A 20522-nucleotide genomic window follows, 5' to 3' on the forward strand; every position below is an offset into this window, starting at 1 on the left:
GAAGTTTGCCTGTAGGAGCATGAGGTGAGGTTCAGCGACCAAGCATCGGTTAGACCCGAGTCGGCACTTTCCGTGTGTGCTTGGCGCTCTCCGCAATTGCCCGAAACACCCGCGCCGCCTCCCCGAAGACCTCGGCATCTGCCTGTCCGGCGGACGCAGCCAACCCCGACAGTTTTCCAACGGCGATTTGCCTGCCAACCGCTCCGCTTCCCGGTATACTCGGCAATCCCTTACCTTTCCGCGCTCGATCAATCGGGGCAAAGTGCCGATCCTCGAAGTACCGGATGTGCCGCGCCCGGATCGGATACTGCCCCTCGGGCAGCACCAGCACCTGATTCAGCGGAAACCGCAGCACTTCGTTTGCCGAAATCAACGGCCGCTCTTCCGACCGCCTGCTGACATTGGCACTGTCCTCCAGGGCGCGAACCCGCGACTGGCTCTCGGTCACTGCCGTTATGGTGGAGCGCCCCAAGGCATTCGAGAGCACCTCGGCGGTCCGATCATCTTGTGGCGTCATGTAGATCTGCACCCCGGCCCCACCTTGCAGAGAGCGCCGCCCGGTTTCGCCATAGATGTCATCTAGGCCGGGAATGGTCTGGGAGATGATGAAGAAGCGCCCGCCGAAGCTGCGTATGGTCTTGATAGAAGAAAGAACAAGGGGCTGTCGGCCCAGCTGGTCGAATTCGTCCATCAGGAACATGACCGCATGGGGTTCGTCCTGACCAGGCTCACGGCGCTGGAGGGAGGCGATGGCATCCGCGAAGAGCAGACGGACGAGGGGGGCGAGAGTTTTCAGGTGCTCGGGCTGGACGACGATGTAGAGGCTTTGGGGATCGCGGCGGAAGGTCGAGAAGTCGAAGTCGCTGGCGGAGGTCACGCGGTCGACCGCGGGGTCGTTCCAAAGCTCGAGACCGGAGCCTTGGATGACGGACACATAGGCGCCGAGGGTCTTCTCCGGGACGTCGGCCATCTCTAGGAAGGTGCGGGAGATGATCGGGATGTTCGTGGTCTCGGCAATGGCCGTATAGCTCTTCTTCTTGTCGCCACCCCCGGCCATGATCTCACCGGCAAAGCCCAAAGTCGGGCGGCGCTGTTCGATGGCGTAGAGGCACGAGGCGATGAAGAGCCGCTTGCCGGCATTGAAGAAGCTCTGGGCGCTTTCGCCTTCCGGGATGAGGAAGAGGTCGGCCATCGAGTTCAGCGCGGTGTACTGACGCTCAGCGGAGGGCAGGGCGGCGATCCGGGCAAGCGGGTTGAACCGGTGCGAGCTCCGGTCCTCATCGAAGGGCGAGAAGTACCAAATGCCGTTCTTCAGCCCATGCTTGCGGTGGATGGAGGTCTTGGCGAAGTTCTCACCTTTCACGTCGAGGATGATCGCCGAGCCTGAGAAATGGAGGAGGTTCGGGATGACGAAGCCGACTCCTTTCCCCCGGCCCGTGGGGGCGATCATCATCGCATGCGGGAAGCGGTCTGGCGGCGCCATCACGAAGGGCGCGTCGGACTTCGGAAGGCCGAGCTTGCCGAAGATGAAACCGTTCTGATCGAGGGTTCCGACCATGTGGTTTCGCTTCAACTCGCGACGCGACTGGAAATGCGCGTCGTCATACTGGTTGAGGCGGCCGCGATGTACCCCAGCTAATCCGACGAGCGTCAGCGCGACCGTCACAGCACCGGTGATGATCAATGCGCCCTGCAGGACTGAAGGCCGCGCGGCGAGGTCGGCCCATTCGTAGCGCAAGAACCAGGGGCCTGTTGGGCTAAGCGTATCGAGGCTCTCCCGGAAGGCTGTGATCACATAGATCGTCGCCAGCATGCCGCCGATGTAGAGACCCGTCAGCAGTCCAAGGAGCAGCGCCAGCGGATACCGCCAGGCGGTGTCGAGATTCGAAAGCATGGGTCTGTCCTCAGAGTTCGTGGCCGGTGTCGCGCTCGACAGCACGATCGCGCTGCCCCAGTTCGGCAGCGCGATGCTGCGCACGTGCCAGGTCTGCCCAGGGTCCAACCTCGCTCGTCGCGCCAAGGTCGCCCTCATTTTTCAGTTCATGCGCAACGGCCGCCCTGAGTGCCGGATCTCGGACCTGCTCGTTGAGCGGGGCGAGATCGCCGGACCGGACGCGGTCGAGATCCTCGGGTTTCAGGGTGTCGTGCAGGCGGTCGACGATGGCTTCCAGCGCGGGCACATCAGAGAGCCTCATATGGCGATCGACGGTGAGCAACTGGTCGCGCGCAATGGCCTCGGTCAACTCCGGCGCTAGGTTGAAAGCCGCGACTTCCGCCTGAACCTCCTGTCCCAAAGCGCGCTCCGTTTCCATCCAGAACACCTTTTGCATTGTGTTCGGCTGCTCAGTAATCCAGCTCGCCCGCTGGCCCTCACTGCGCTCGGCCAAACTGAAGCGGGCGACCATTTCCTCGACGGACGTGCCGGCTATGCGAAGCTCATCTTCCCGGATCGAGAACAGCGCCGTCAGCCGTTCGCCGATCTCGTCGCGAACATGTGCAAGGGTCGCGCGAAGACCTTCGTCGAGGGAAACCCCCTCGGTCTGGCCTTGGTCCAACCGCTCAAGTGAGGCGAGGGTCGGGTTGTGATAGGGATCGGTGTTCCGGTCGGCAACTTGGGCATGCTCTGCGAGGAGGATGCTGTCGGGTGCGAGTTTCAGCGAGGCGCGGGCCTGCTCGGCAAAGCTGCGCTCCAGGTCGACCCGCTCGGCAGAGGGTTCCATGGCGCGAATTGCCTCCCAGGCCTCTGTGGCCGAAGCGATCATCTCGTTGCGCGCTGCCTCAACCCGTGTGGCGGGGTCGCCTTCGGCATGAAGCGAGTGATCGGGCATCAGGGGAACTCCTTGTCTGAGAGCGGCGGCAGACGCGCCAAGCGCCCGGGCCAGCCGGGAAAGGTAGGAAGCGGCACTTGCCTCGGTGCCGGTTGCGGCGGCAAGGTCGGCGAGGTCGCCAAGGGTCTTGTATTCACGGGCGAAGCCCTGCATCGCGGCGAGCCGTCGGCTCCGCTCCCCGTCAGACAGCGGCGGCGGGGGAGGTGGCGTGGCCTTCCCGCCCTCTCGCGATGCACGCAGCTCGGATTGGCGCGGCGGGTTCTCGACAATGCCGCGGGAAAGGCGCGACGAGGCGAGGATGTTCAGCCCATGCGACTGACTGATCTCGGCGTGAAGCTCGCGCATCACATCGAAGTTCAGCGCGGCATGACGACAGATCGATAGGAATCGGCCTTCCTCGATGCCATGCTTATCGACCACGAAATGCGCATGCAGATGGTCAGTGTCCTTGTGCAGGGCAGCAACGTATCGCCAGACATCCCCATACTCACCGGACCCGAACACAGCTTGCCCCCATTCCCGGGCGATGACCTCAGCACGTTCGGCGTCCACCCCCCGCGGAAAACTCAGGACGATGTGATCGGCATGCCCCCGACGCGGCGCACCTGTCCAGGTCGAAGACCAGATATCGGCCGTCCGCTCCGTTCGGGCAGGATCGAAATCACGCTCATAGCCCGCCAGGTTGCACCAAGTGCTCTGCACCCCCTCTTCCCGGGCCACATAGTCGAGAAGGCGCTTCAGCTCCTGTGGGGTGCGGGCGCTGCCGCCGGCGATGCGTTTGACGACCGACTGCCAGCCACGGGGCCCACCAGCGTTTCGCAGAAGCGCCCGGGTCTGGCGTTCCTTGCGCGTGCCGAGACGGGACGATGAGCCGTCGCCACCACCCCGCCCACGACGACGGTCGTCGAGAACATGACCGAGAACCAGATCCTCGACGGAAGGCGACCGGGTCATTTCGGCGCCTCGGCAGAAGTATCAGTGGCAAGAACGAAAGGAGAGGTTTGATCACCAAGTCCCTGCTTGGCCCTCAGCGCCGAGAGGAGGTGGACCACCTCTTCGACAAGGTCATCGACCCGCGCTCCGACCTTGCGCACCAGGGCGGCATCACGGGCATTCCAGGTCAGACGACCGACCGCCCCCAGTCGGGCGATCTGGTTGAGGTTGTTGCCGACAGCGGACAATTCCCGCCTGGCTGCAGCGATGGCATCAAGCTCGTCTGCCTGGATGGCCAGACGATCGCTTGCCTGTCTGACCAGATGCCTGACTGCCTCGGAAACCGTCAGACCGTTTGCTTCGGCAACCGCCTGAAAGGCTGCATGCTCGTCTTCCGTGATGCGGATGTTCAACTTTACCGAAAGCCGCCGCACCTCCTTCCGATCAAGGCTGCCCTTGATCCGTGACAGCGCCTGGCGGGAACGGCCCATCGACCTCGCCACGGCCGCGACGCTCTCGCCAGCGAGGAGCCGCGCCGTGATGGCTGCAGTCTCAGTTGAGGTCAGGCGTGAGCGTGGCATTGCATCATTAAATGTGTTTTGCAGTCATTGCGCATCATGTACCACACACCACCGTTCCTGCCAACCGTCCTCACCGGCCGGTTTCCGCTCCTCTGAAGAGGAGCCCGCGTGCGGAAACCGGACAGCCGGTGAGGACTCAATATGGCGTCAGGGGTCGGCGGCTTGCCCGCCGACTGCGTCCCTGCGCCCCGGCCGTCAGGCCTCCGTGCAACGCGAGACCAAAGTGGTCGAGCGCCTTGAAACCTTGGGCTTTGCAGAAGTGTGCGGTCCCTCCATGAGGGCTGTTGGGACGGGCACGACAGTCTGAAGGAAGGGCTGCCCGGGAAGAGAAGGGGGGCCGGGGAAGGGGCCTCAAGATGCTTCAAGGCCTGCCCATTGCGGAAGATGGCCGACGATGAATGGCTTTGGGCATGAAGCCACAGGCTGGATCGGCGTAGCGTCAACCCGTCACTAGGCGAACTGGCAAGCAGGCCGACAGGCAAGCAGGCAGATTGTCCGGCATGCATCCGGTTGGCGGGTCATATTCGGGATCGTCCCTAGACAGAGGCCTGATGTCACCCTGCCTTCGGATCAGCCGTGCGGACAGGTTCCAACGCAGGCATGCGGCCTGTCACCTATGCAGGCATGCAGACATGCAAACCGTCATACGGGCCGGAAGGCAGATAGCCTCGATTGCGGCTAGGCCGAAGGAGTGCTCGGACGCCGCGCCGCAGCATCACGGCTGCGGGAATCCTTAGGAAACATGAAGGCTTCGGCGGTGTGTTACAACTTCCAGCACATGCCATTTGACGTTTCTGCAACCTTATGCCTAAACGGCGCACCGCACGTCGGTCGGATTAGTGACGCCTTTACAACGGCTTCGCTGGATCTTGGCTTGCCCGCGGTGCACTGCCTTCCGCAGCGTCATGAAAGAACGCCGGGCGTCGGTGCAAGGTGTATCGAGTACCGTTTGTGGAGGCGTCATTTCATGCAAGTCATTACCATCGTGCAGACCAAGGGCGGCTCGGGCAAGACCACGACCGCCATGCTTCTCGCATCTGCAGCACTGAACCTCGGGCGCAGCGTCACCCTGATCGACGGTGATGTGAACGCTCAACTCGGCCGTTGGCGCGACAGTTTCGAACTGGCCACGTGGGAGAGTGCGCAAAAGCCCGACTGGCCGGAGAGCCTGGCGATCCTCTCGCCACCGGAAAGTGTTGAAGGGCTTCTGTCGCTCCTCGAGGCCGAGGAAGCGCGCGGCGTCGATCTCGTCGTGATCGACACCCGGCCTGGCACCCACACCGACACCGAGGACTTCTGCCTGATCTCCGATCTGGTGCTGATCCCAGCCCGCCCCGTCTACGCCGAATGGGAAATGACCCATCGCGCCGTCCTCTGGATGGACGACCTCCGCGCCTCGATTGCCGAGGGCGAGCGGTTCCCCGCGGTCCGGGTCCTCGTCATGGACGCGGGGCCGAAGATCATCGACGCCGCAACCCGGGAAGGGGGGATGGCTCAACTGCCAAAGCGCGACCAAGACGTGCTGCAAGAGATCCTGCGTCTCGACCATCTCGACGTGATCGTTCCGCATTCGAGAATCCTCGAACAACTGGGCTATCACGGCCCCCTTGGACCGGCGGCCCGCGCCAACGCCAAAGCACCCGGCGGTCGGCTGGTGGCGGATGCCATCACACGCCAGCTTGTAGTTGCGGAACTTGTCCTGACCGGGATCGACGAGGTGATCCCTGCATGAGCCGTTTCCGCCTTCCTGCACGTGTCGCACCCTCCCCGGCAGCGGAAGAACCAGGTCTGCAGAACTCCGCCGCACGGTTGCGGTCATCGCGCGAGGTGCAGTCGCGCATTCTTGCCGAACGGCGTGCGCCGGAGCAGGGAGGAAATGTCGAGTGCGGCAAGGCCCAGCTTCCCGACATGACGACGGAGCACTTGGCCGACCCGGAGTTTGCCGGGAAGAGGGAAGGGGAGAGTGGTCGGCCGCAGTCCCCCGCTTCGCCGCCCGAATGTGCTGCCAGTGGGTTGGCGAGGCCCCGGAAAGAGAAGCTGGTGGTCCTCTTTCGGCTGCCGCTGGCAATCGAGAAGCAGCTTGAGCAGATCCCTGGCGCGGGCGACGTGACCCCAGCCTACATGCTGCGCGCCTTTGCCAAGGAAGCCCGGGCCGAACTGCGGCGGCTCTTGGCGGAAGATGATCTTGCGCCGCATGTCGATGAGGCGAGGCGCATCTTTGCCATGGCAGCATCGGACATGGCGGTCGGCGAACCGATGACCGTCTACGCCCAAAGCTCCGCTATCCGGGCTATGCATGCGGCACTTGATGACCCTTGGCTGATCGAGGCCCGGGCGACGATCGTTGGTGCCTTCCTCGCCGCGATTGCGTCGCTGCTGATCGAGGCGCGACGCGTCAGATAGACCCGGACAATGCAACAGAATTCGATGAACTGCCTCCGGTTACTCGCAGGCAAGATCGGGCAGCGGCGCTGTCTCGAAGGTCAGACTGTCGGCGCTTGTAACGAGCGCGAACTCGCCGCCCGAGCGGAAGGTAGCCACCATTTTCGACCAGTCCGCTGCGTCAACCGATGCCTGTGCGGCGATGCCGTTGTTGACCGGCAGGCGGGCCTGTTCGCCCGACTTTGCGAGAACGACGACCATGTCCGGTGCGGCGTCTTTGACAAAGCGAACCACGAACGCGCCGTTGGGCGTTGGCCCAAAGACGCGATCCGGATCGCAGACAAGCCGCACCTCACCCGCTTCGCTGGTGAGCGCGTAGGTCGGCAGGCCACGTTCGACACCTATCGTCCAGGCGTCGAGCGCGTGGACGGGAACAGACATCGCCGCAAGCGCGGAAACAGCCAGAACGGGGGACAGAACATGCATCGACAGGAAAGCCTTTCGTGGTTCGCGTGGCGACAGCAAAGCACCACTTCTGATGTCGTTAGATATGTTCTGACAGAGTTCATGTCCATGACCGCTAGCCGTCAACGGATGACAGGAGGCCGGTATGGAAGAGGTCGCTAGAAGCAGCTCCAAAAGCCCGACCATCGATCGTCGCCTGTGGCGGATCGACCGCGGAGACCGGGAACTCGTTGCAGAACGGCACCGCACCGTGAATGGCCGGTTCAGGACCGTGTGGCTGGTCCCGGAAGAAAGCCTGCGTGGCGTCCTCTGGGTCGAGGTTGTCGAGGGAACACCGGGCGATCCGTCACCATGACCCATCAGCTTTCTGAATCGGACCGCCCGGATCGATTCAGAAATGCAATTAGACTTGGAGAGCAATAAGGCGGAGTCTGTGCAGAGGAGGACCGCCTTGGCTCTGGCACATCTGCACCGCATCGACCCTGAGCACAAGATGGCGCGATTCTACTGCATCGATGTTGCGGCGACGCTGTTCGGAGACGTCTCCGTCTTGCGGACCTGGGGCCGGATCGGAACGCACGGACGGACAAGACTCGAGACTTGCGCCACCGTGGAAGAAGCGGAGAGGGCGGCATCTCAAACTCTTCGACAGAAGATGCGGCGGGGCTATCTGCCTGCTGGCCAAATGCTGCCGCCAGACCTTGTGGTGTGAGATCTGTCAGGCCTTACGCTGAAGCCTGCCCTCCAGCTCGGCACCGGCCTCGATGGCGATCTGCTCATGGGTGACGTCGGCCTGCACGACCGCACTCGGCGCGAGCTGAACGTTTCGCGCTGAGACCCTGCCGGAAACCACCCCGAGCACGACGAGGTCGTGGGCGACCACGGAACCTTCAACACGACCTGAACCAGCCACGGTGATCTCCGGCGCCCGCAGTGAGCCAACGACATTGCCTTGGACCTCGATCGGTCCATTGGAGGTGGCATCACCTTCGACGACAAGGTCCTGCGCGAAGACGCTGCGGCGAGCGTTTGCGACGGCCGGGTCCGGCCAACGGTCGAGGTCGCCATTTGGGGTATTCATCTTGGTGCCGCCTTAGCTCAACGTCGTGCTGCATGACTGGACCAGAAGCGAAACGAAAGGGCAACACGCGGCGCCGTGATCGGCGAAGAGACGCAGAGCCCTCGGTACCACATAACTCGTCCGGCAACGGTCGTCGCCGGTCCTCCCTTACGAGCTGTATAGACTGCGTCATCAATCATGGTGATCCTCAAGGCCGTGGTCGCTCTGCCAATTGGGTGTAATTGGGTGCGGAAACGGGTGTCGCCGAGCGCCGGCTTGAAATCACGTTCACGCGCATGTATATGTTTGTGCATATGCAATGGAGGCCACCATGCCGCAAGCTTACTCCCACGACCACGTGCCAGGCCGGGAAGCCAAGCTCTTCCGCAACAACAAGAGCCAGGCCGTGCGCATCCCGGCCGACTTCGAATTGCCAGGTGATCGTGTGATGATCCATCGCGACGGGGACCGCCTTATCCTCGAGCCGGTTCGGCGTCGGAGCCTTCTGGCCGTGTTGGCCGATCTTGAGCCACTCGGTCCGGAAGACCAGTTTCCCGATATCGACGACACACTCTTGCCTCCGCGCGAGGTCGACTTTTGAGCCGACTGTACATGCTGGACACCAACATCGTGTCCGATCTGGTGCGCAACCCGCAGGGTCCGGTCACGCAGCACATCATCAAGGTCGGGTCCGAGGCCATCTGCATCAGCATCATCACCGCCGCAGAACTGCGATACGGCTGCGCGCGGAAGGGATCAGCCAAGCTGCTCGAAAATGTCGAAGCAATTCTCGGCAGCATCCAGGTCTTGGCCTTCGACGTGCCGGCCGATGCTGAGTATGGTAAGATACGGGTCGAACTTGAAGCCGCTGGCAAACCGATCGGTCCCAACGATCTCCTGATCGCGGCCCATGCCTATGCGCTCGGGGCGGTTCTGGTCACAGCCAACATGGGCGAGTTTTCCCGGGTGAGGGGCCTGCATGTCGAGAACTGGCTGGACCAGCCTTGAGCCGCAGACATTCTAACTTTGCTCAGGTGCGACAGTTCTACTTTGCGGCTACAAGAAGGTGTCGCATAATTTTGATTATGTCAAACTATCGGACGCCTAGACTTGCGGTCCCACGTCGTTAACCATCGTCTTTCCAAGCTCCCGACCAATGAATGAGGCGATGCACACTCCAGCCAGATCAGTGCATCGATCCTATAGCCACAACTTGACCCGAAGGCTGGTCCGGGACTTGGGGTCAAATCATTACAAGAGTGATTTCTGCGTGGACTTTTCCGACAGGGAAATTCAGAGTCTGTTTACGGTATCCAGGCCTTGATGACGGCGTTCTAACTATATTTTGCGAGCCATAGGAGCTGTTATGACAGTCGCGCGCCCCGCCTTCAAGTTCATCGACCTGTTCGCGGGCATCGGTGGCCTACGCGTCGGCTTCGAGAGCATCGGCGGACAATGTGTCTTCACCAGCGAGTGGAACAAGTTCTCGCAGCAGACTTACCGGGCGAACTTCGAGGATGACCATGAGATTAACGGGGACATCACCAAGATCGATGAGGCGGACATCCCCGGGCATGACGTGCTTCTAGCCGGGTTTCCCTGCCAGCCCTTCTCGATCGCCGGTGTCAGCAAGAAGAATTCGCTCGGCCGCGCCCATGGCTTTGCTGACGAGACGCAGGGCACCCTTTTCTTCGACGTGGTGCGGATCCTCCGCCATCACCAGCCGAAGGCGTTCCTCCTTGAGAATGTCAAGAACCTGTTGTCACACGACAAGGGGAACACCTTCAGGGTGATCCAGCACGCGCTGGACGAACTGGGCTACGATGTCGATCACAAGGTGATCGACGCCCGTCACTGGGTGCCTCAGCATCGTGAACGGATTTTCATCGTCGGTTTCCGGCGCGATGTGCCGACCCGGTTTTCTCTGGATGACGTCATCATCCCGGCAGGCACGAGGCCGACGCTGAAGGACATCCTTCATCCCGAAGACGGAACGGAGACAGCCGAGGAGCCGTTTACCACCGGCAAGCGGGCGCAGGTCGCGTCGAAATATACGCTGACGCCGAATCTCTGGAAGTATCTACAGAACTACGCAGCAAAGCACAAAGCGGCAGGCAACGGTTTCGGCTTCGGCCTGAACGGTCCGGACGGCATCGCGCGAACCCTGAGCGCACGCTACTTCAAGGACGGCTCCGAGATCCTGATCCGGCAGGGCAACGGGATCCCGCGCCGGCTGACACCGAGGGAATGCGCGCGTCTGATGGGCTTCGACCGCAAAGGTTCCAACCAGCCATGGAAGATCGTGGTGTCCGACACGCAGGCCTATCGCCAGTTCGGCAATGCGGTGGCGGCACCGGTCGCCATCGCGATCGCAGAGGCGATGGCGCCGTGGATCACCAATACGGTCGCGCTCCAGCCCCGGAGGAGAAAAATTGCCTGACAAGGTCCCGATGAGCCGATCCGAGATGATGTCCCGGATCGGTCCACGGGACACGGCACCGGAAATGGCAATCCGGAGGACGTTGCACAGGGCCGGCTACCGCTTCCGGCTCCACAGGAAGGATCTTCCCGGTCGACCGGATCTGACCCTGCCGAAGCATCGGGCCGTCATCTTCATCCATGGTTGCTTCTGGCACGGTCACGAAGGTTGCCGGGATTTCCGGATACCCAAGACCAACTCGGCATTCTGGAAGGAAAAGATCGCCCGGAACATCGAGCGGGACAGGGGGGCTCTGGTATCGCTCAAGTTGCTCGGCTGGCGGGTTCTCGTCGTCTGGGAGTGCGCAACCGGGGCGAAAAGGGTTGAAAAGACAGCATCCGAGATCGCATCTTGGTTGCAAGAACAAGAGGTTGCCGGCGAGATCCCGAAACTGGCTCCCTCGGCAGGAATGAAGGATGGTGGAAGTGCGTGACCTGATCAACGAACCGGATGCCTCGCGCCTGATCTTCGGGCTTCGCGACACCGGCTACAATTTCCGGACCGCTTCGGCAGACATCATCGACAACTCGATCGCCGCGAACGCGGACGAGGTTCATGTCCGCATCGCGATGACATCAGACGGACGCAAGTTCGTCTACTTCGGTGACAACGGGGATGGCATGGACGAGGATGGCGTCCACAAGGCCATGCGGTATGGCGCCCCGGTGAGGGCCAATCTCGCCAGCCTCGGGAAATTCGGCCTCGGCCTCAAGACCGCATCCAGTTCCGTCTGCCGCCGCTTCGCCCTGATTTCCCGGAAATCACCAGACGCCCCGCTCGCGAAGCTGGCGTGGGATCTCGACCATGTCGAGGAGACCGGAAAATGGGAGATGCGGGCGGACCCCATCGAGCAGCACGAGGCGGATGCCTTCGACGAGCTCTGCGGAGACAAAGGCACGCTTGTTGTTTGGTCCAAATGCGACCGTCTGCTGACGAAAAACTACGACGAACCGGGCGGAGCCAACGAGCAGGCGGCGATAAAGCGGTTGCGGTCTAGCCTCAAGGAACACATCGCTCTCATCTACCACCGTTTCCTCGACCCTACGGATGCGCGTCAGCGCAACGTCTTGATCACTGTCAACAATGAGACCGTCGGGCCGTGGAACCCGTTCTTCCCCGAACGTGCGGAACAGGTGCTGTCGGAAAAGCAGCAGCGGATCGAGATGGACCTCGCGGATGGCGAGGGATCCGGCGTCGCCACCGTAAAGGCTTGGATCCTTCCCAACTCGAACACCTTGACCGAAGAGGAACGGAAAAGGGCAAACATCACGAACAGGGGGCAAGGCTTCTACATCTACCGCGAAGGTCGCCTTATTAACCAAGGTGGATGGCTCGGGGTGTTCGGTGCGCACGGCTCGTTCGAACCCCACATGTCCCTCCTGAGGATCGAGTTCGATTTCGGCCACGACCTCGACGAGGCATTCTATGTCGACGTGAAGAAGTCCCGGATCCTGTTCGACCCTGCGATCGAGGAGCACCTGCAGAAGTTGCTCGGCAACGCCCGGCGTGAGGCCGAGAACCGCTATCGCCGCAAGGAGAAGGAGAGGGCCGCACAGGTAACGCTCGATCATGGCTCCGCCAATGTCAGCATTTCGAGTGCCCCCAATGCCAAGAAGCCTGTGGTTCTAGAGGTCGACGTGGCCAACCAGACGGCTGTTGTGCGCAACACCCAAGGCGCGAGGATCAAGCTGCATCAGCCGGTTCAGAACAACGTCGCTGCGGACAAGGTATATGTAGACGCGGTCGACGACATCACTTCCGGCGAACTGTGGGAACCTGCCTTCCGCAGCACAGGCGAGGTCGGGCATGTGCCAGGCGTGCGGATCAACAAGAACCATGATTTCTATCAGAAGATCTACCTGAGGGCAGGCGCCAGCGGCTACTCGGTCCAGGGAATGGACCTCTTGCTATGGGCGTTCGCCACAGCTGAGGTCGACTTCTCCAACCCCGAGATGCAGCCGATCTTCGCGGACATCAGGGACGTTGTCTCGTCGAACCTCAAGAAGCTCCTGCGGACGGTTCCGATGCCGACCGATGCCGACCTCGAAGAGGCTGAAGAACCAAGGGATCAGTGACGTGCTTGCCCGCCAACGTGAACTCATCGCACGGGAACTGCTCGAAGGCACAGGGGCGGGAATCGCGGTCGGCCTCGTGGCGGGTGAACTCCGGCAGGGAATCCGGATATGGTTCTCGGAACTTGGCGAGAAGCATGGTCCGGTCGCAGAAATCCTTCCTCATGGCTTGAAGTCACACTCTGTCCGCCTGTTCTTCGGTTCTTTTTCGGGGAGCACCCTGTCCAAGATCCGCATGGCCGGCAAGGAGGAGACCGCCTTGGCCCGTGCCCTGTTCCGTTCCATATCCCCGGACCGCAAGGTGGAGATCAGGGGGCAGGATCCCTTGTCTTGGCTGGTCCTTGACGGAGGTTTCGAGGCGACAGCCCTCTACCGTCACGACAGGCACAAGCCTGACACCGAGGAGGCGATCGTCGCCACTTGCCGGGAAGTCATCGTCCCGATGATGGCGGCCATGGCGGAACTCATCGGCTACGATCCGGTCAATGACCCCGTGCCGGATACCGCACCGGAATTCGAGGGCATGCTCAGCCGGGTGGTTGTAAACCGGCGGGAACGGAACCTCCGCAACCGGCTTCTTTGCATCAGGTTGCATGGGCATAGATGTGCGGTTTGCCGCGCCGATCCACATGATGTCTATGGTGATGCGGGCAGCATCATCGAGGTCCACCATCTTGAGCCGCTTGCGCTGCTCTCCTCCCCGCGACCATACGACCCTGTCAGCGATCTTGTCCCGCTCTGCCCCTGTTGCCACAGGGCTGTCCATACAAAGCGCCCGGTTCCGCATACCCCGGAGGAGTTGGCAGAGATCATGAGGCGGAAGGATGGATGAATTCGTCTCGCTCCCGGCCAGCTTCCAAGAACTGTCGAACATGCCCCTAGCGGGTTACACGCGGGCTGACGAGGTGATTGACTGTGAGGTCAGGCTGGACCGGGTCGAAGGTCGGATCGTAGCCGAAACCGTGGGTGTCCGGGTCTTGAGGGGGCAGAGAAGGATCCTGCCGACCCCTTCCCCGCGGCATGCATGGGTGGCAGACGGCTCCGTGCTGCGGCCGGTCTCGAGAGATGTCCCGGACATCTTTGCCGAGCTGCTCGGTGGCGATGATCCGGCCGACTTGCCCTATGGCAAGGCGATATCACTCCTGTCTTCCACCGGACCACTTCCGGTCTTCGCGACCGATCGCTTCCGGCAAGCCGGCAAGGATGCGGCCGAGGGCCTCCCTGAGGTGATCGACATCCCCGGTCTGAACGCGACCCTCTTCCCCTATCAGGCGCGCGGCATCCAATGGATGCACCGGACGGCATCCCGGACGGGAGGCCTGATCCTCGCCGACCAGATGGGCTTGGGAAAAACCTTGCAGGTCATCGCACTGCTGCTTCTCGATCCTCCCGGAACGGCCTCTCCCGCCTTGATCATCTGCCCGACGAGCCTGATTGCGAACTGGGTCCGCGAGATCGAAAAGTTCGCCCCCTCGCTCTCGGTGCTCGTCCACAGGGGGCCGCATAGGACCGGCGTCTTCCGCGGGTTGCAGACGGCGGACGTGGTTGTCACGACTTACGACACCATGGTGAATGACGTAGCCCTCTTTAGCGCCTTCGAATGGTCATGGGTCATTTGCGACGAGGCGCAGTCGATCAAGAATCCGGACTCGAACCGCCGAAAGGAAATCGGCACGATCCCGCGCCGGAAGTCGATCCCCATGACCGGGACGCCGGTGGAAAACTCTCTCCTTGATCTCTGGTCACTCGTGGACTTCGCGGTTCCGGGGCTGCTCGGAACCCGCAGCCAGTTCGAGGCCGCCTATCCGGATACTGTCGAGGCCGCCAGGGCACTGAACGCGATCGCCGATCCGATCATCCTCAGGCGCCGCGTGGCGGACGTCGCCGGGGATCTGCCCGAGCGCATCGACATTGATCTCCCGATCGAGCTCGATGAGACTCTCGTCCAGCAGTATCGCCAAGTGCGCGCAGACACGATGGCGCGCTACCCGGTCGCCGGTGCACTGGTCGCCACCCTCCAGCTTCAGTTGTTCTGTGCCCACCCGTGGCTCCGCCTCAGGGATCCATCGGATGGGGACGGTGAGGACGCAGATCTAGAACGCGGGGAGCACACACCTCTTGTGACACCGAAGATCGAACGGCTTGTGAGCATCCTCAGGGAAGCCTTCGAAAATGACAGAAAAGTCATCGTCTTCGCGCTGTTCAACCGTCTCGGCGACCTGTTCCGCGAGGCCTGCGCACCAGGCAATCGTGTATTTTGGGACGCCATCAACGGCTCGACACCGCAAGCGGAACGGCAAGCCATCATTGACAGGTTCTCGGAACATGACGGGCCTGGCTGTCTTGTCCTGAACCCCAAAGCGGCGGGGGCCGGCCTTAACATCACGGCTGCAACAGTCGTCATCCACTTCACACCTGTTTGGAACCCCGCCCTCGAGGACCAGGCCAGTGCACGGGCGCACCGGCGGGGTCAGACGTTGCCCGTGACCGTCTACCGGCTCTTCTACGAAGATACCGTCGAGCGGGTCATGCTGGACAGATCGAAATGGAAACAAGAGCTTGGAAACGAGATCACCCCCGTCTCGACTCGCGACGGGGAAGACCTGAGGCGTGCCCTCAGCATTGAACCGGTGAGCAGATGACGAGAACCGCATTCCGCAAGACACTCAGCGCCAACGACGTCGGGACGACCGGCGGCCACCAAGGTGGCGTCCTTATCCCGAAGGGCGAAAGGGACCTGCTCGATTTCCTGCCGCATCTCGATCCTTCTGTGAAAAACCCCGATGCTTGGCTCAGCTGCACGGATCCTCATGGTGGCACGCACAGATTCAGGTTCGTCTATTACAACAACAAGCTCCATGACCCGAGGGGCACAAGGAATGAATACCGCATCACATACATGACAGCGTGGTTCCGGAACGCACGTGCGAAGGAAGGGGACGTATTCGAAATCGCGAAGGAGACTGGTAGCTCAGTTTACACGGTGTCGGTCATTAAGGCAGAGTATGGGCGTCCGGATGACCGCGAGCTTTCGGCGCGGATTCAGCTTCGTGGCTGGCGCCGCGTTCACTGAGGACAAAGGCGGATGTCTTTCCCCTACTTGCTTACTCGGCTTGGTGAACTCAAGATCGAACACCTCCAACTGGACGAGCTGACAACGGACGCGCTCCGGCGGCGCGGAGCCATGAGCATCACCTTGTTGGTCGCTGAACTGGGAAAGGAACGTTACCCGACCAAGGAGGGCCTTGCGGCGATCGCAGCCCTCGAGGGCTTGGCCACAGTTTGCGGCCCCCGGGACGTCGACTGGCTGACCTATTGGGCGGGGAATGACCATCAGTTCCATCACCGGTTCCTCACCTGTCCAGAACTCGAGGAATTCACACCGGAAAACCCTGTCTGCGGGATAGGGAAGTCGAACTTCGGGAACGCCGGCGCCATGCTGCAACGGGCCGGATACGCGACACTCGGGTGTCTGGCGAAGGGTCTGCGGGAGGGCCTTCCGGAAGTGCCGGGGATGGGGGCCAAGAAGTGGTCCGAACTATTTGAGACAATCGTTAAACTGATAAGGGACCTCCGGGAGGGTCGGGTTTCCGCTGAGATCCTTTCGGCCCGCTTTCCTCTTGCAGGGCAGGTGCCAATTTCCGAAGTAGAATTTCAGCCAACTTTTGACATTGGAGAGAGAGCGCGCGCGCTTCATCTCGGTGTCCTTCATCTCGGGTCGAAGACCTCGACTCTCGAAGCCCATGGCATCCGGACAATCGGGCAGGCAGCAGACGCGTTCCAGTCACTCCTGTCCCTCTCCGGGATCGGTCGTGCGACGGTTAACATGATGGAAACACGAATCCACCTTCTTGCCGGGGCACAGGTGGAAAATGGTGATGTCGACTGGGGGCGATACTGCTATGGCGCAGGAATCCCGCTGCTGCCCGAGGCAGGCGATCCCGCCGACGGAAACTCGTTTGTCGCCGGCCTCTCGGATGTGATCGCGGAGATCGGGCAAAAGCTCGATGACGACGTGCTGAAACTCATCATCGACCGAAGACTGTCACGCCTTCCGCATCTGCGCGCGACGCTTGAGGAAGTGGGCACCACCGACGGGGTCAATTTGACGAGGGAGCGGGTGCGGCAGATAGAGAGCCGTTTTTTGAAGTGGATGGTCGCCGCCCTGCTGGACGATGACTACAGCAACTTCGATGTCCACTTCCGGCCCTCCTTTGCAAGCTTTTGGCGCGCGGCGGCGGACAGGTTCTCGGGAGCGGACGAGATTTCCAACTCGGCCCTTCTCGATGGCCTAGCGGAGGTATGGCAGGTCGACGCAGCTCTTCTGACTGATCACCTTCCCTTCATCATCACGATCATGACCGGCGATGTTCCGTCCGGAAGATCACTCGGGGACGGTGTCCGCCTCGGAAAGGAGTTCCTGAACCTCCCGGTTACGACGGCCACCTTGCCCCTGCGAAGGCTTCAGATCGGCAAGGCGGTCAGAACGCTCGAAGGCCATGGGATTGCAACCCTCGGACAATTTGTCGACGCGATCCGGACAGGTTCGATCTCCCGGGCAAGCGGAAGTCACTTCCGTGCCGCCATCGATCATTTGACATGCCTTGAAGGTGGGCTTGACGATGTCACAGGACTTGATTGGGACAACTACCTCGCCAAAACGGGAACCACCGTGTTGCCCGATGAAAGGAACGGCACGCCCCAGACATTCCTTCAGATGCTCAATCCCGCATTGACCCAGTTGCTTGAGATCGGAAATCCGGTAGGCAGATCACCGATCATCTTCGCGCGCCGAACGTCCCACCCGGTGGAAGTCCGCATCACGACCGAAGGCCTTGCACGGGAGCTCAATACGCATGGGCCAACCGTGAAGCGGGCAGAAACCGAATTGCTCCAGTTCCTCAACGAAGTCCTGATCGGGGGCAACCTCGCCATCGCTGGCGTCCATGTTCGTGAAGACTTCCTTTCTATGTGGAAGGAGGCAGCGGACTGCTTCGGGGAAGCCGACGGGGATGTGGCACGGTTCAAGGCCAACCTTGCTTCGCGATGGCTGGTCGACAGGGAGGAATTGGACCGGGCGCTTCCGACCCTTGTCGCAGTACTAACAGGCTATCCTTACAAACGCCTCGGGCGCTACACTAAGCTACAGGGACCTATTGCGCAGGTCGTAGTGCCGCTGCCAAGTGTTCCATCCGATGTCGGGGATGTTACAGTCCGGATCATGCTTCGTGGGTTCAGGAGGCAGCACTGAATAGAAGAGCCCAACTTTTCGATTAAGTGCAGCCAACCGACTGACTGAAGACGTGTCTGAACTAGTTGGGGGCTCACGCCCCCTTCTCAAACTTCATGACCGGGATGCCCAGCTTCTTGGCCTTGTCGGCGAGGTTCTCCTGGATGCCATTGCCCGGGAAGACGAGGACGCCCACGGGCAGCACATCGAGCATGGCGTCGTTGCGCTTGAAGGGGGCGGCCTTGGCGTCCTTGGTCCAGTCAGGCTTGAAGGCGACCTGCGTCACGCCCCTAGCCTCAGCCCATTTGGAGGCGATGAGTTCTGCGCCCTTGGGGCTTCCCCCGTGCAAGAGGACCATGTCGGGATACTTGGTCCGGACCTGGTCGAGCTTGCCCCAGATCAGACGGTGATCGTTGAAGTCGGTCCCGCCGGTGAGGGCGACCTTGGGGCCTGCGGGGAGCATCACCTCGGTTTCCGCGCGGCGCTTGGCGGCCAGGAAATCGCGGCTGTCGATGAGGGCTGCGGTCATGTGCTGGCGGTTCACCATCGAGCCGGTGCGGGGGCGCCAGGTGGAGCCCGTGTGATGGACGAACTCGGTCGCGGCGTGATCGCGCATCATGTCCATGCAGTTCCGACGTTCGATCAGCGTCAGGCCTTCGGCCGTCAGGCGCTCGAGCTCGGTGGATTTCACCTCGGAGCCGTCCTGCTCACGCTGGAGGCGGCGCTGCGCCTGCTCGTTCTCATCGAGCGACCGCTCGATCCGGGCCGTGGCGCGGTGGAAGAGGTTGACCTGGCCCCAGAGCACCTCTTCGAGGTCGGGTTCCATGCGGGTGTCTTCCAGGGTCGCGACGAGGGCATCGAAGATGTCGGCGACGGCGACGGCAAGGCGCTGCCCATCTGGCATCGGGCGCGGATCGGGCTCGTCGAAGGGGCGGTAGCCATAGAGCTGCAGCTCGTCGAGCGCATGGGCGGTCTGGGATGCGGTGTGGGCGGGTTCAAACGCGTCGTCGTGGGTGTGGATCGTCATCGGTTCTTGCCTCCGGGCCTATCTCGTCCGCGCGTCATCCCGCGCGGCCTTCATGGGCTGCGGAAGCCGTCACGGGGGACGCCCCTTCACCCCGCCTTCGGGGCCGGAACGCATGTGGAGGAGGACGGGGGGCGGCTGATTTGATGATGTGGACACCCCCACCCCAACCGTCGAATCTGGTTTCAACGGTTCTCCGGGAAGAAGGAGTGGTTGGATATGTCCGGAATGATCATTGGCCTCGATCTCGCGAAGAGCGTTTTCCAGGTCCACGCAGTCGATGCAGACGGAAAAGTCGTCATCACACGAAAGGTGCGGCGCTCCCAGATGCTCGAGTTCTTTGCGAGGTTGGATCCGTGTCTGGTTGGAATGGAGGCGTGCCCTTCCGCGCACCATTGGGCGCGAGAGCTTTCTGCCCTAGGCCACGAAGTCCGGTTGATGGTCGCGTCCTATGTGAAACCCTACGTCAAGCGCCAGAAAAACGACATGGTCGACGCCGAAGCTATCTGCGAGGCGGTGACGAGGCCGACCATGCGGTTCGTCCCGATCAAATCTGAATCGCAGCAGGCCATTCTCATGGTCCACAAAACCCGCGCTCTTTTGGTCCGCCAAAGAACAATGCTTGTGAACGCCCTGCGAGGCCATCTCACCGAGATGGGCGTCGTAGCGCCAAAGGGGATCAGACGGCATGCCGATCTCGTCGAGCGGGTGCTTGCACACGGCGCTGACGAGATTGACTTGCCGCCACTCGTGCGTGACATCGTGTTTTCCTCTGCCCGACAGATCGACTCCTTGAATGCCGAGATAAAGGAGCTCGAGAGGAAAATCCTGGAATGGCACCGCACGAGCGAAGCCAGCCAACGGCTGGCGACGATCCCCGGCGTCGGCGTGATCACCGCATCCGCAATGGCGGCCAGTGTAGTGGACCCTGCTGCCTTCAGATCGGGACGAGATCTTGCCGCATGGCTCGGCCTGACACCCCGATCCAACTCATCTGGAGGCAAAGAGCGACTTGGACGGATCACAAAGGCCGGCAATCGATATCTGAGAACCCTGCTGGTCATCGGGGCGACCGCTGTCGTCGGCTTCTCGAGGCGCTCAAACGAGGGGCCATTGTTGAGTTGGGTCAGAAAGCTCCTGCAGGCAAAATCAGCACGCCTGACCACCGTGGCTTTGGCCAACAAGATGGCACGGATCTGCTGGGCGGTGATGGCACGCAAGACCATCTACGGGGAAACAGCCGCATAAATTCCGACGCACTGGCGTCACAACAGTTCGGAGGGTCTGCCCAAGAAGCGTGATGACTACCGGTTTTGCCGGGGATCAGGAAAACCCGTTCGCGAGACAGCGCCCGAAAGCGCGATGATTTGATAGGGACCATGATCCGCGGATATCATCAGGGCCCGCGGCCAACCGGCCGCACTACGAGGCCGGACATATGCAAGCACCCAACCGGATTCGACGCGCT

At 61.6% G+C, this 20522-nt stretch carries 20 protein-coding genes; 14 read left to right on the top strand and 6 right to left on the bottom strand.

Features of this window, described 5'->3' with window-relative positions:
* Positions 1-49: 49 nt before the first annotated feature.
* Genes EEY80_RS09255 through EEY80_RS09265 form a run of 3 tightly spaced genes read right to left on the bottom strand, consistent with a single transcriptional unit; the run spans position 50 to position 4252 of the window.
* The gene (locus EEY80_RS09255; RefSeq protein WP_164738209.1) at positions 50-1978 is read right to left on the bottom strand and encodes a type IV secretory system conjugative DNA transfer family protein; all 1929 of its coding nucleotides are present in this window, start codon (positions 1976-1978) and stop codon (positions 50-52) included.
* The gene (locus tag EEY80_RS09260; RefSeq protein WP_126976282.1) at positions 1905-3782 is read right to left on the bottom strand and encodes a relaxase/mobilization nuclease domain-containing protein; all 1878 of its coding nucleotides are present in this window, start codon (positions 3780-3782) and stop codon (positions 1905-1907) included. The genes EEY80_RS09255 and EEY80_RS09260 overlap by 74 nt, the downstream gene beginning before the upstream one ends.
* The gene (locus tag EEY80_RS09265; protein WP_164738210.1) at positions 3779-4252 is read right to left on the bottom strand and encodes a plasmid mobilization protein; all 474 of its coding nucleotides are present in this window, start codon (positions 4250-4252) and stop codon (positions 3779-3781) included. The genes EEY80_RS09260 and EEY80_RS09265 overlap by 4 nt, the downstream gene beginning before the upstream one ends.
* 1057 nt (positions 4253-5309) lie before the next feature.
* Here EEY80_RS09265 and EEY80_RS09270 point away from each other — a divergent pair.
* Both EEY80_RS09270 and EEY80_RS09275 read left to right on the top strand, forming a co-directional pair.
* A complete protein-coding gene (locus EEY80_RS09270) occupies positions 5310-6074 on the top strand; it encodes a ParA family protein (RefSeq protein WP_161763816.1) in 765 nt (254 codons plus the stop codon).
* Positions 6071-6745, top strand: coding sequence for a hypothetical protein (locus EEY80_RS09275; RefSeq protein ID WP_126976285.1), 675 nt, complete (start codon positions 6071-6073; stop codon positions 6743-6745). The genes EEY80_RS09270 and EEY80_RS09275 overlap by 4 nt, the downstream gene beginning before the upstream one ends.
* Before the next feature lie 39 nt (positions 6746-6784).
* On the opposite strand, the gene EEY80_RS09280 is transcribed toward EEY80_RS09275, so the two are convergent.
* The gene (locus EEY80_RS09280) at positions 6785-7249 is read right to left on the bottom strand and encodes a hypothetical protein (protein WP_126976286.1); all 465 of its coding nucleotides are present in this window, start codon (positions 7247-7249) and stop codon (positions 6785-6787) included.
* A gap of 85 nt (positions 7250-7334) precedes the next feature.
* Here EEY80_RS09280 and EEY80_RS09285 point away from each other — a divergent pair, with 85 nt between their 5' ends.
* Together EEY80_RS09285 and EEY80_RS09290 are read left to right on the top strand one after the other, a co-directional pair.
* A complete protein-coding gene (locus EEY80_RS09285; protein ID WP_126976287.1) occupies positions 7335-7544 on the top strand; it encodes a hypothetical protein in 210 nt (69 codons plus the stop codon).
* Between the two features lie 42 nt (positions 7545-7586).
* Positions 7587-7901, top strand: coding sequence for a WGR domain-containing protein (locus tag EEY80_RS09290; RefSeq protein ID WP_112312860.1), 315 nt, complete (start codon positions 7587-7589; stop codon positions 7899-7901).
* A gap of 6 nt (positions 7902-7907) precedes the next feature.
* Here the strand turns inward: EEY80_RS09290 and EEY80_RS09295 are convergent, their stop codons facing one another.
* Positions 7908-8270 carry a bactofilin family protein gene (locus EEY80_RS09295; protein ID WP_112312858.1) on the bottom strand — a complete coding sequence of 121 codons (363 nt, stop codon included), beginning with the start codon at positions 8268-8270 and terminating at the stop codon, positions 7908-7910.
* Positions 8271-8580: 310 nt separating this feature from the next.
* On the opposite strand from EEY80_RS09295, the gene EEY80_RS09300 reads away from it, so the two are divergent.
* The 9 genes from EEY80_RS09300 to EEY80_RS09340 all read left to right on the top strand — a co-directional run bounded on the left by EEY80_RS09300 (position 8581) and on the right by EEY80_RS09340 (position 18051).
* Positions 8581-8850, top strand: coding sequence for an antitoxin (locus EEY80_RS09300; RefSeq protein WP_112312978.1), 270 nt, complete (start codon positions 8581-8583; stop codon positions 8848-8850).
* Between the two features lie 11 nt (positions 8851-8861).
* A complete protein-coding gene (locus EEY80_RS09305; protein ID WP_198672328.1) occupies positions 8862-9257 on the top strand; it encodes a type II toxin-antitoxin system VapC family toxin in 396 nt (131 codons plus the stop codon).
* A 358-nt stretch (positions 9258-9615) separates the two neighbouring features.
* The gene (gene dcm, locus EEY80_RS09310; RefSeq protein WP_126976288.1) at positions 9616-10689 is read left to right on the top strand and encodes a DNA (cytosine-5-)-methyltransferase; all 1074 of its coding nucleotides are present in this window, start codon (positions 9616-9618) and stop codon (positions 10687-10689) included.
* On the top strand, positions 10682-11161 hold the full coding sequence (locus EEY80_RS09315) for a very short patch repair endonuclease (protein WP_126976289.1): 480 nt from the start codon (positions 10682-10684) through the stop codon (positions 11159-11161). Before dcm ends, EEY80_RS09315 begins: the two co-directional genes overlap by 8 nt.
* Positions 11145-12803 carry an ATP-binding protein gene (locus EEY80_RS09320; protein WP_205749071.1) on the top strand — a complete coding sequence of 553 codons (1659 nt, stop codon included), beginning with the start codon at positions 11145-11147 and terminating at the stop codon, positions 12801-12803. Before EEY80_RS09315 ends, EEY80_RS09320 begins: the two co-directional genes overlap by 17 nt.
* Positions 12763-13632 carry an HNH endonuclease gene (locus EEY80_RS09325; protein ID WP_235829769.1) on the top strand — a complete coding sequence of 290 codons (870 nt, stop codon included), beginning with the start codon at positions 12763-12765 and terminating at the stop codon, positions 13630-13632. The genes EEY80_RS09320 and EEY80_RS09325 overlap by 41 nt, the downstream gene beginning before the upstream one ends.
* A complete protein-coding gene (locus tag EEY80_RS09330; protein ID WP_126976290.1) occupies positions 13625-15442 on the top strand; it encodes a DEAD/DEAH box helicase in 1818 nt (605 codons plus the stop codon). Before EEY80_RS09325 ends, EEY80_RS09330 begins: the two co-directional genes overlap by 8 nt.
* On the top strand, positions 15439-15873 hold the full coding sequence (locus tag EEY80_RS09335) for an EcoRII N-terminal effector-binding domain-containing protein (protein ID WP_126976291.1): 435 nt from the start codon (positions 15439-15441) through the stop codon (positions 15871-15873). Before EEY80_RS09330 ends, EEY80_RS09335 begins: the two co-directional genes overlap by 4 nt.
* A 12-nt stretch (positions 15874-15885) precedes the next feature.
* Positions 15886-18051, top strand: a complete 2166-nt coding sequence (locus EEY80_RS09340) for a sigma factor-like helix-turn-helix DNA-binding protein (RefSeq protein ID WP_126976292.1) — start codon at positions 15886-15888, stop codon at positions 18049-18051.
* A gap of 73 nt (positions 18052-18124) precedes the next feature.
* Here the strand turns inward: EEY80_RS09340 and EEY80_RS09345 are convergent, their stop codons facing one another.
* Positions 18125-19057 (bottom strand): DUF2493 domain-containing protein, encoded by a 933-nt coding sequence (locus EEY80_RS09345; protein ID WP_126976293.1) that lies wholly within the window; start codon positions 19055-19057, stop codon positions 18125-18127.
* Positions 19058-19273: 216 nt separating this feature from the next.
* On the opposite strand from EEY80_RS09345, the gene EEY80_RS09350 reads away from it, so the two are divergent.
* On the top strand, positions 19274-20302 hold the full coding sequence (locus EEY80_RS09350; RefSeq protein ID WP_010400842.1) for an IS110 family RNA-guided transposase: 1029 nt from the start codon (positions 19274-19276) through the stop codon (positions 20300-20302).
* Positions 20303-20522 lie beyond the last annotated feature (220 nt).

Source organism: Frigidibacter oleivorans (assembly GCF_003993775.1).
GTDB classification, from domain to species: Bacteria; Pseudomonadota; Alphaproteobacteria; order Rhodobacterales; family Rhodobacteraceae; genus Frigidibacter; species Frigidibacter oleivorans.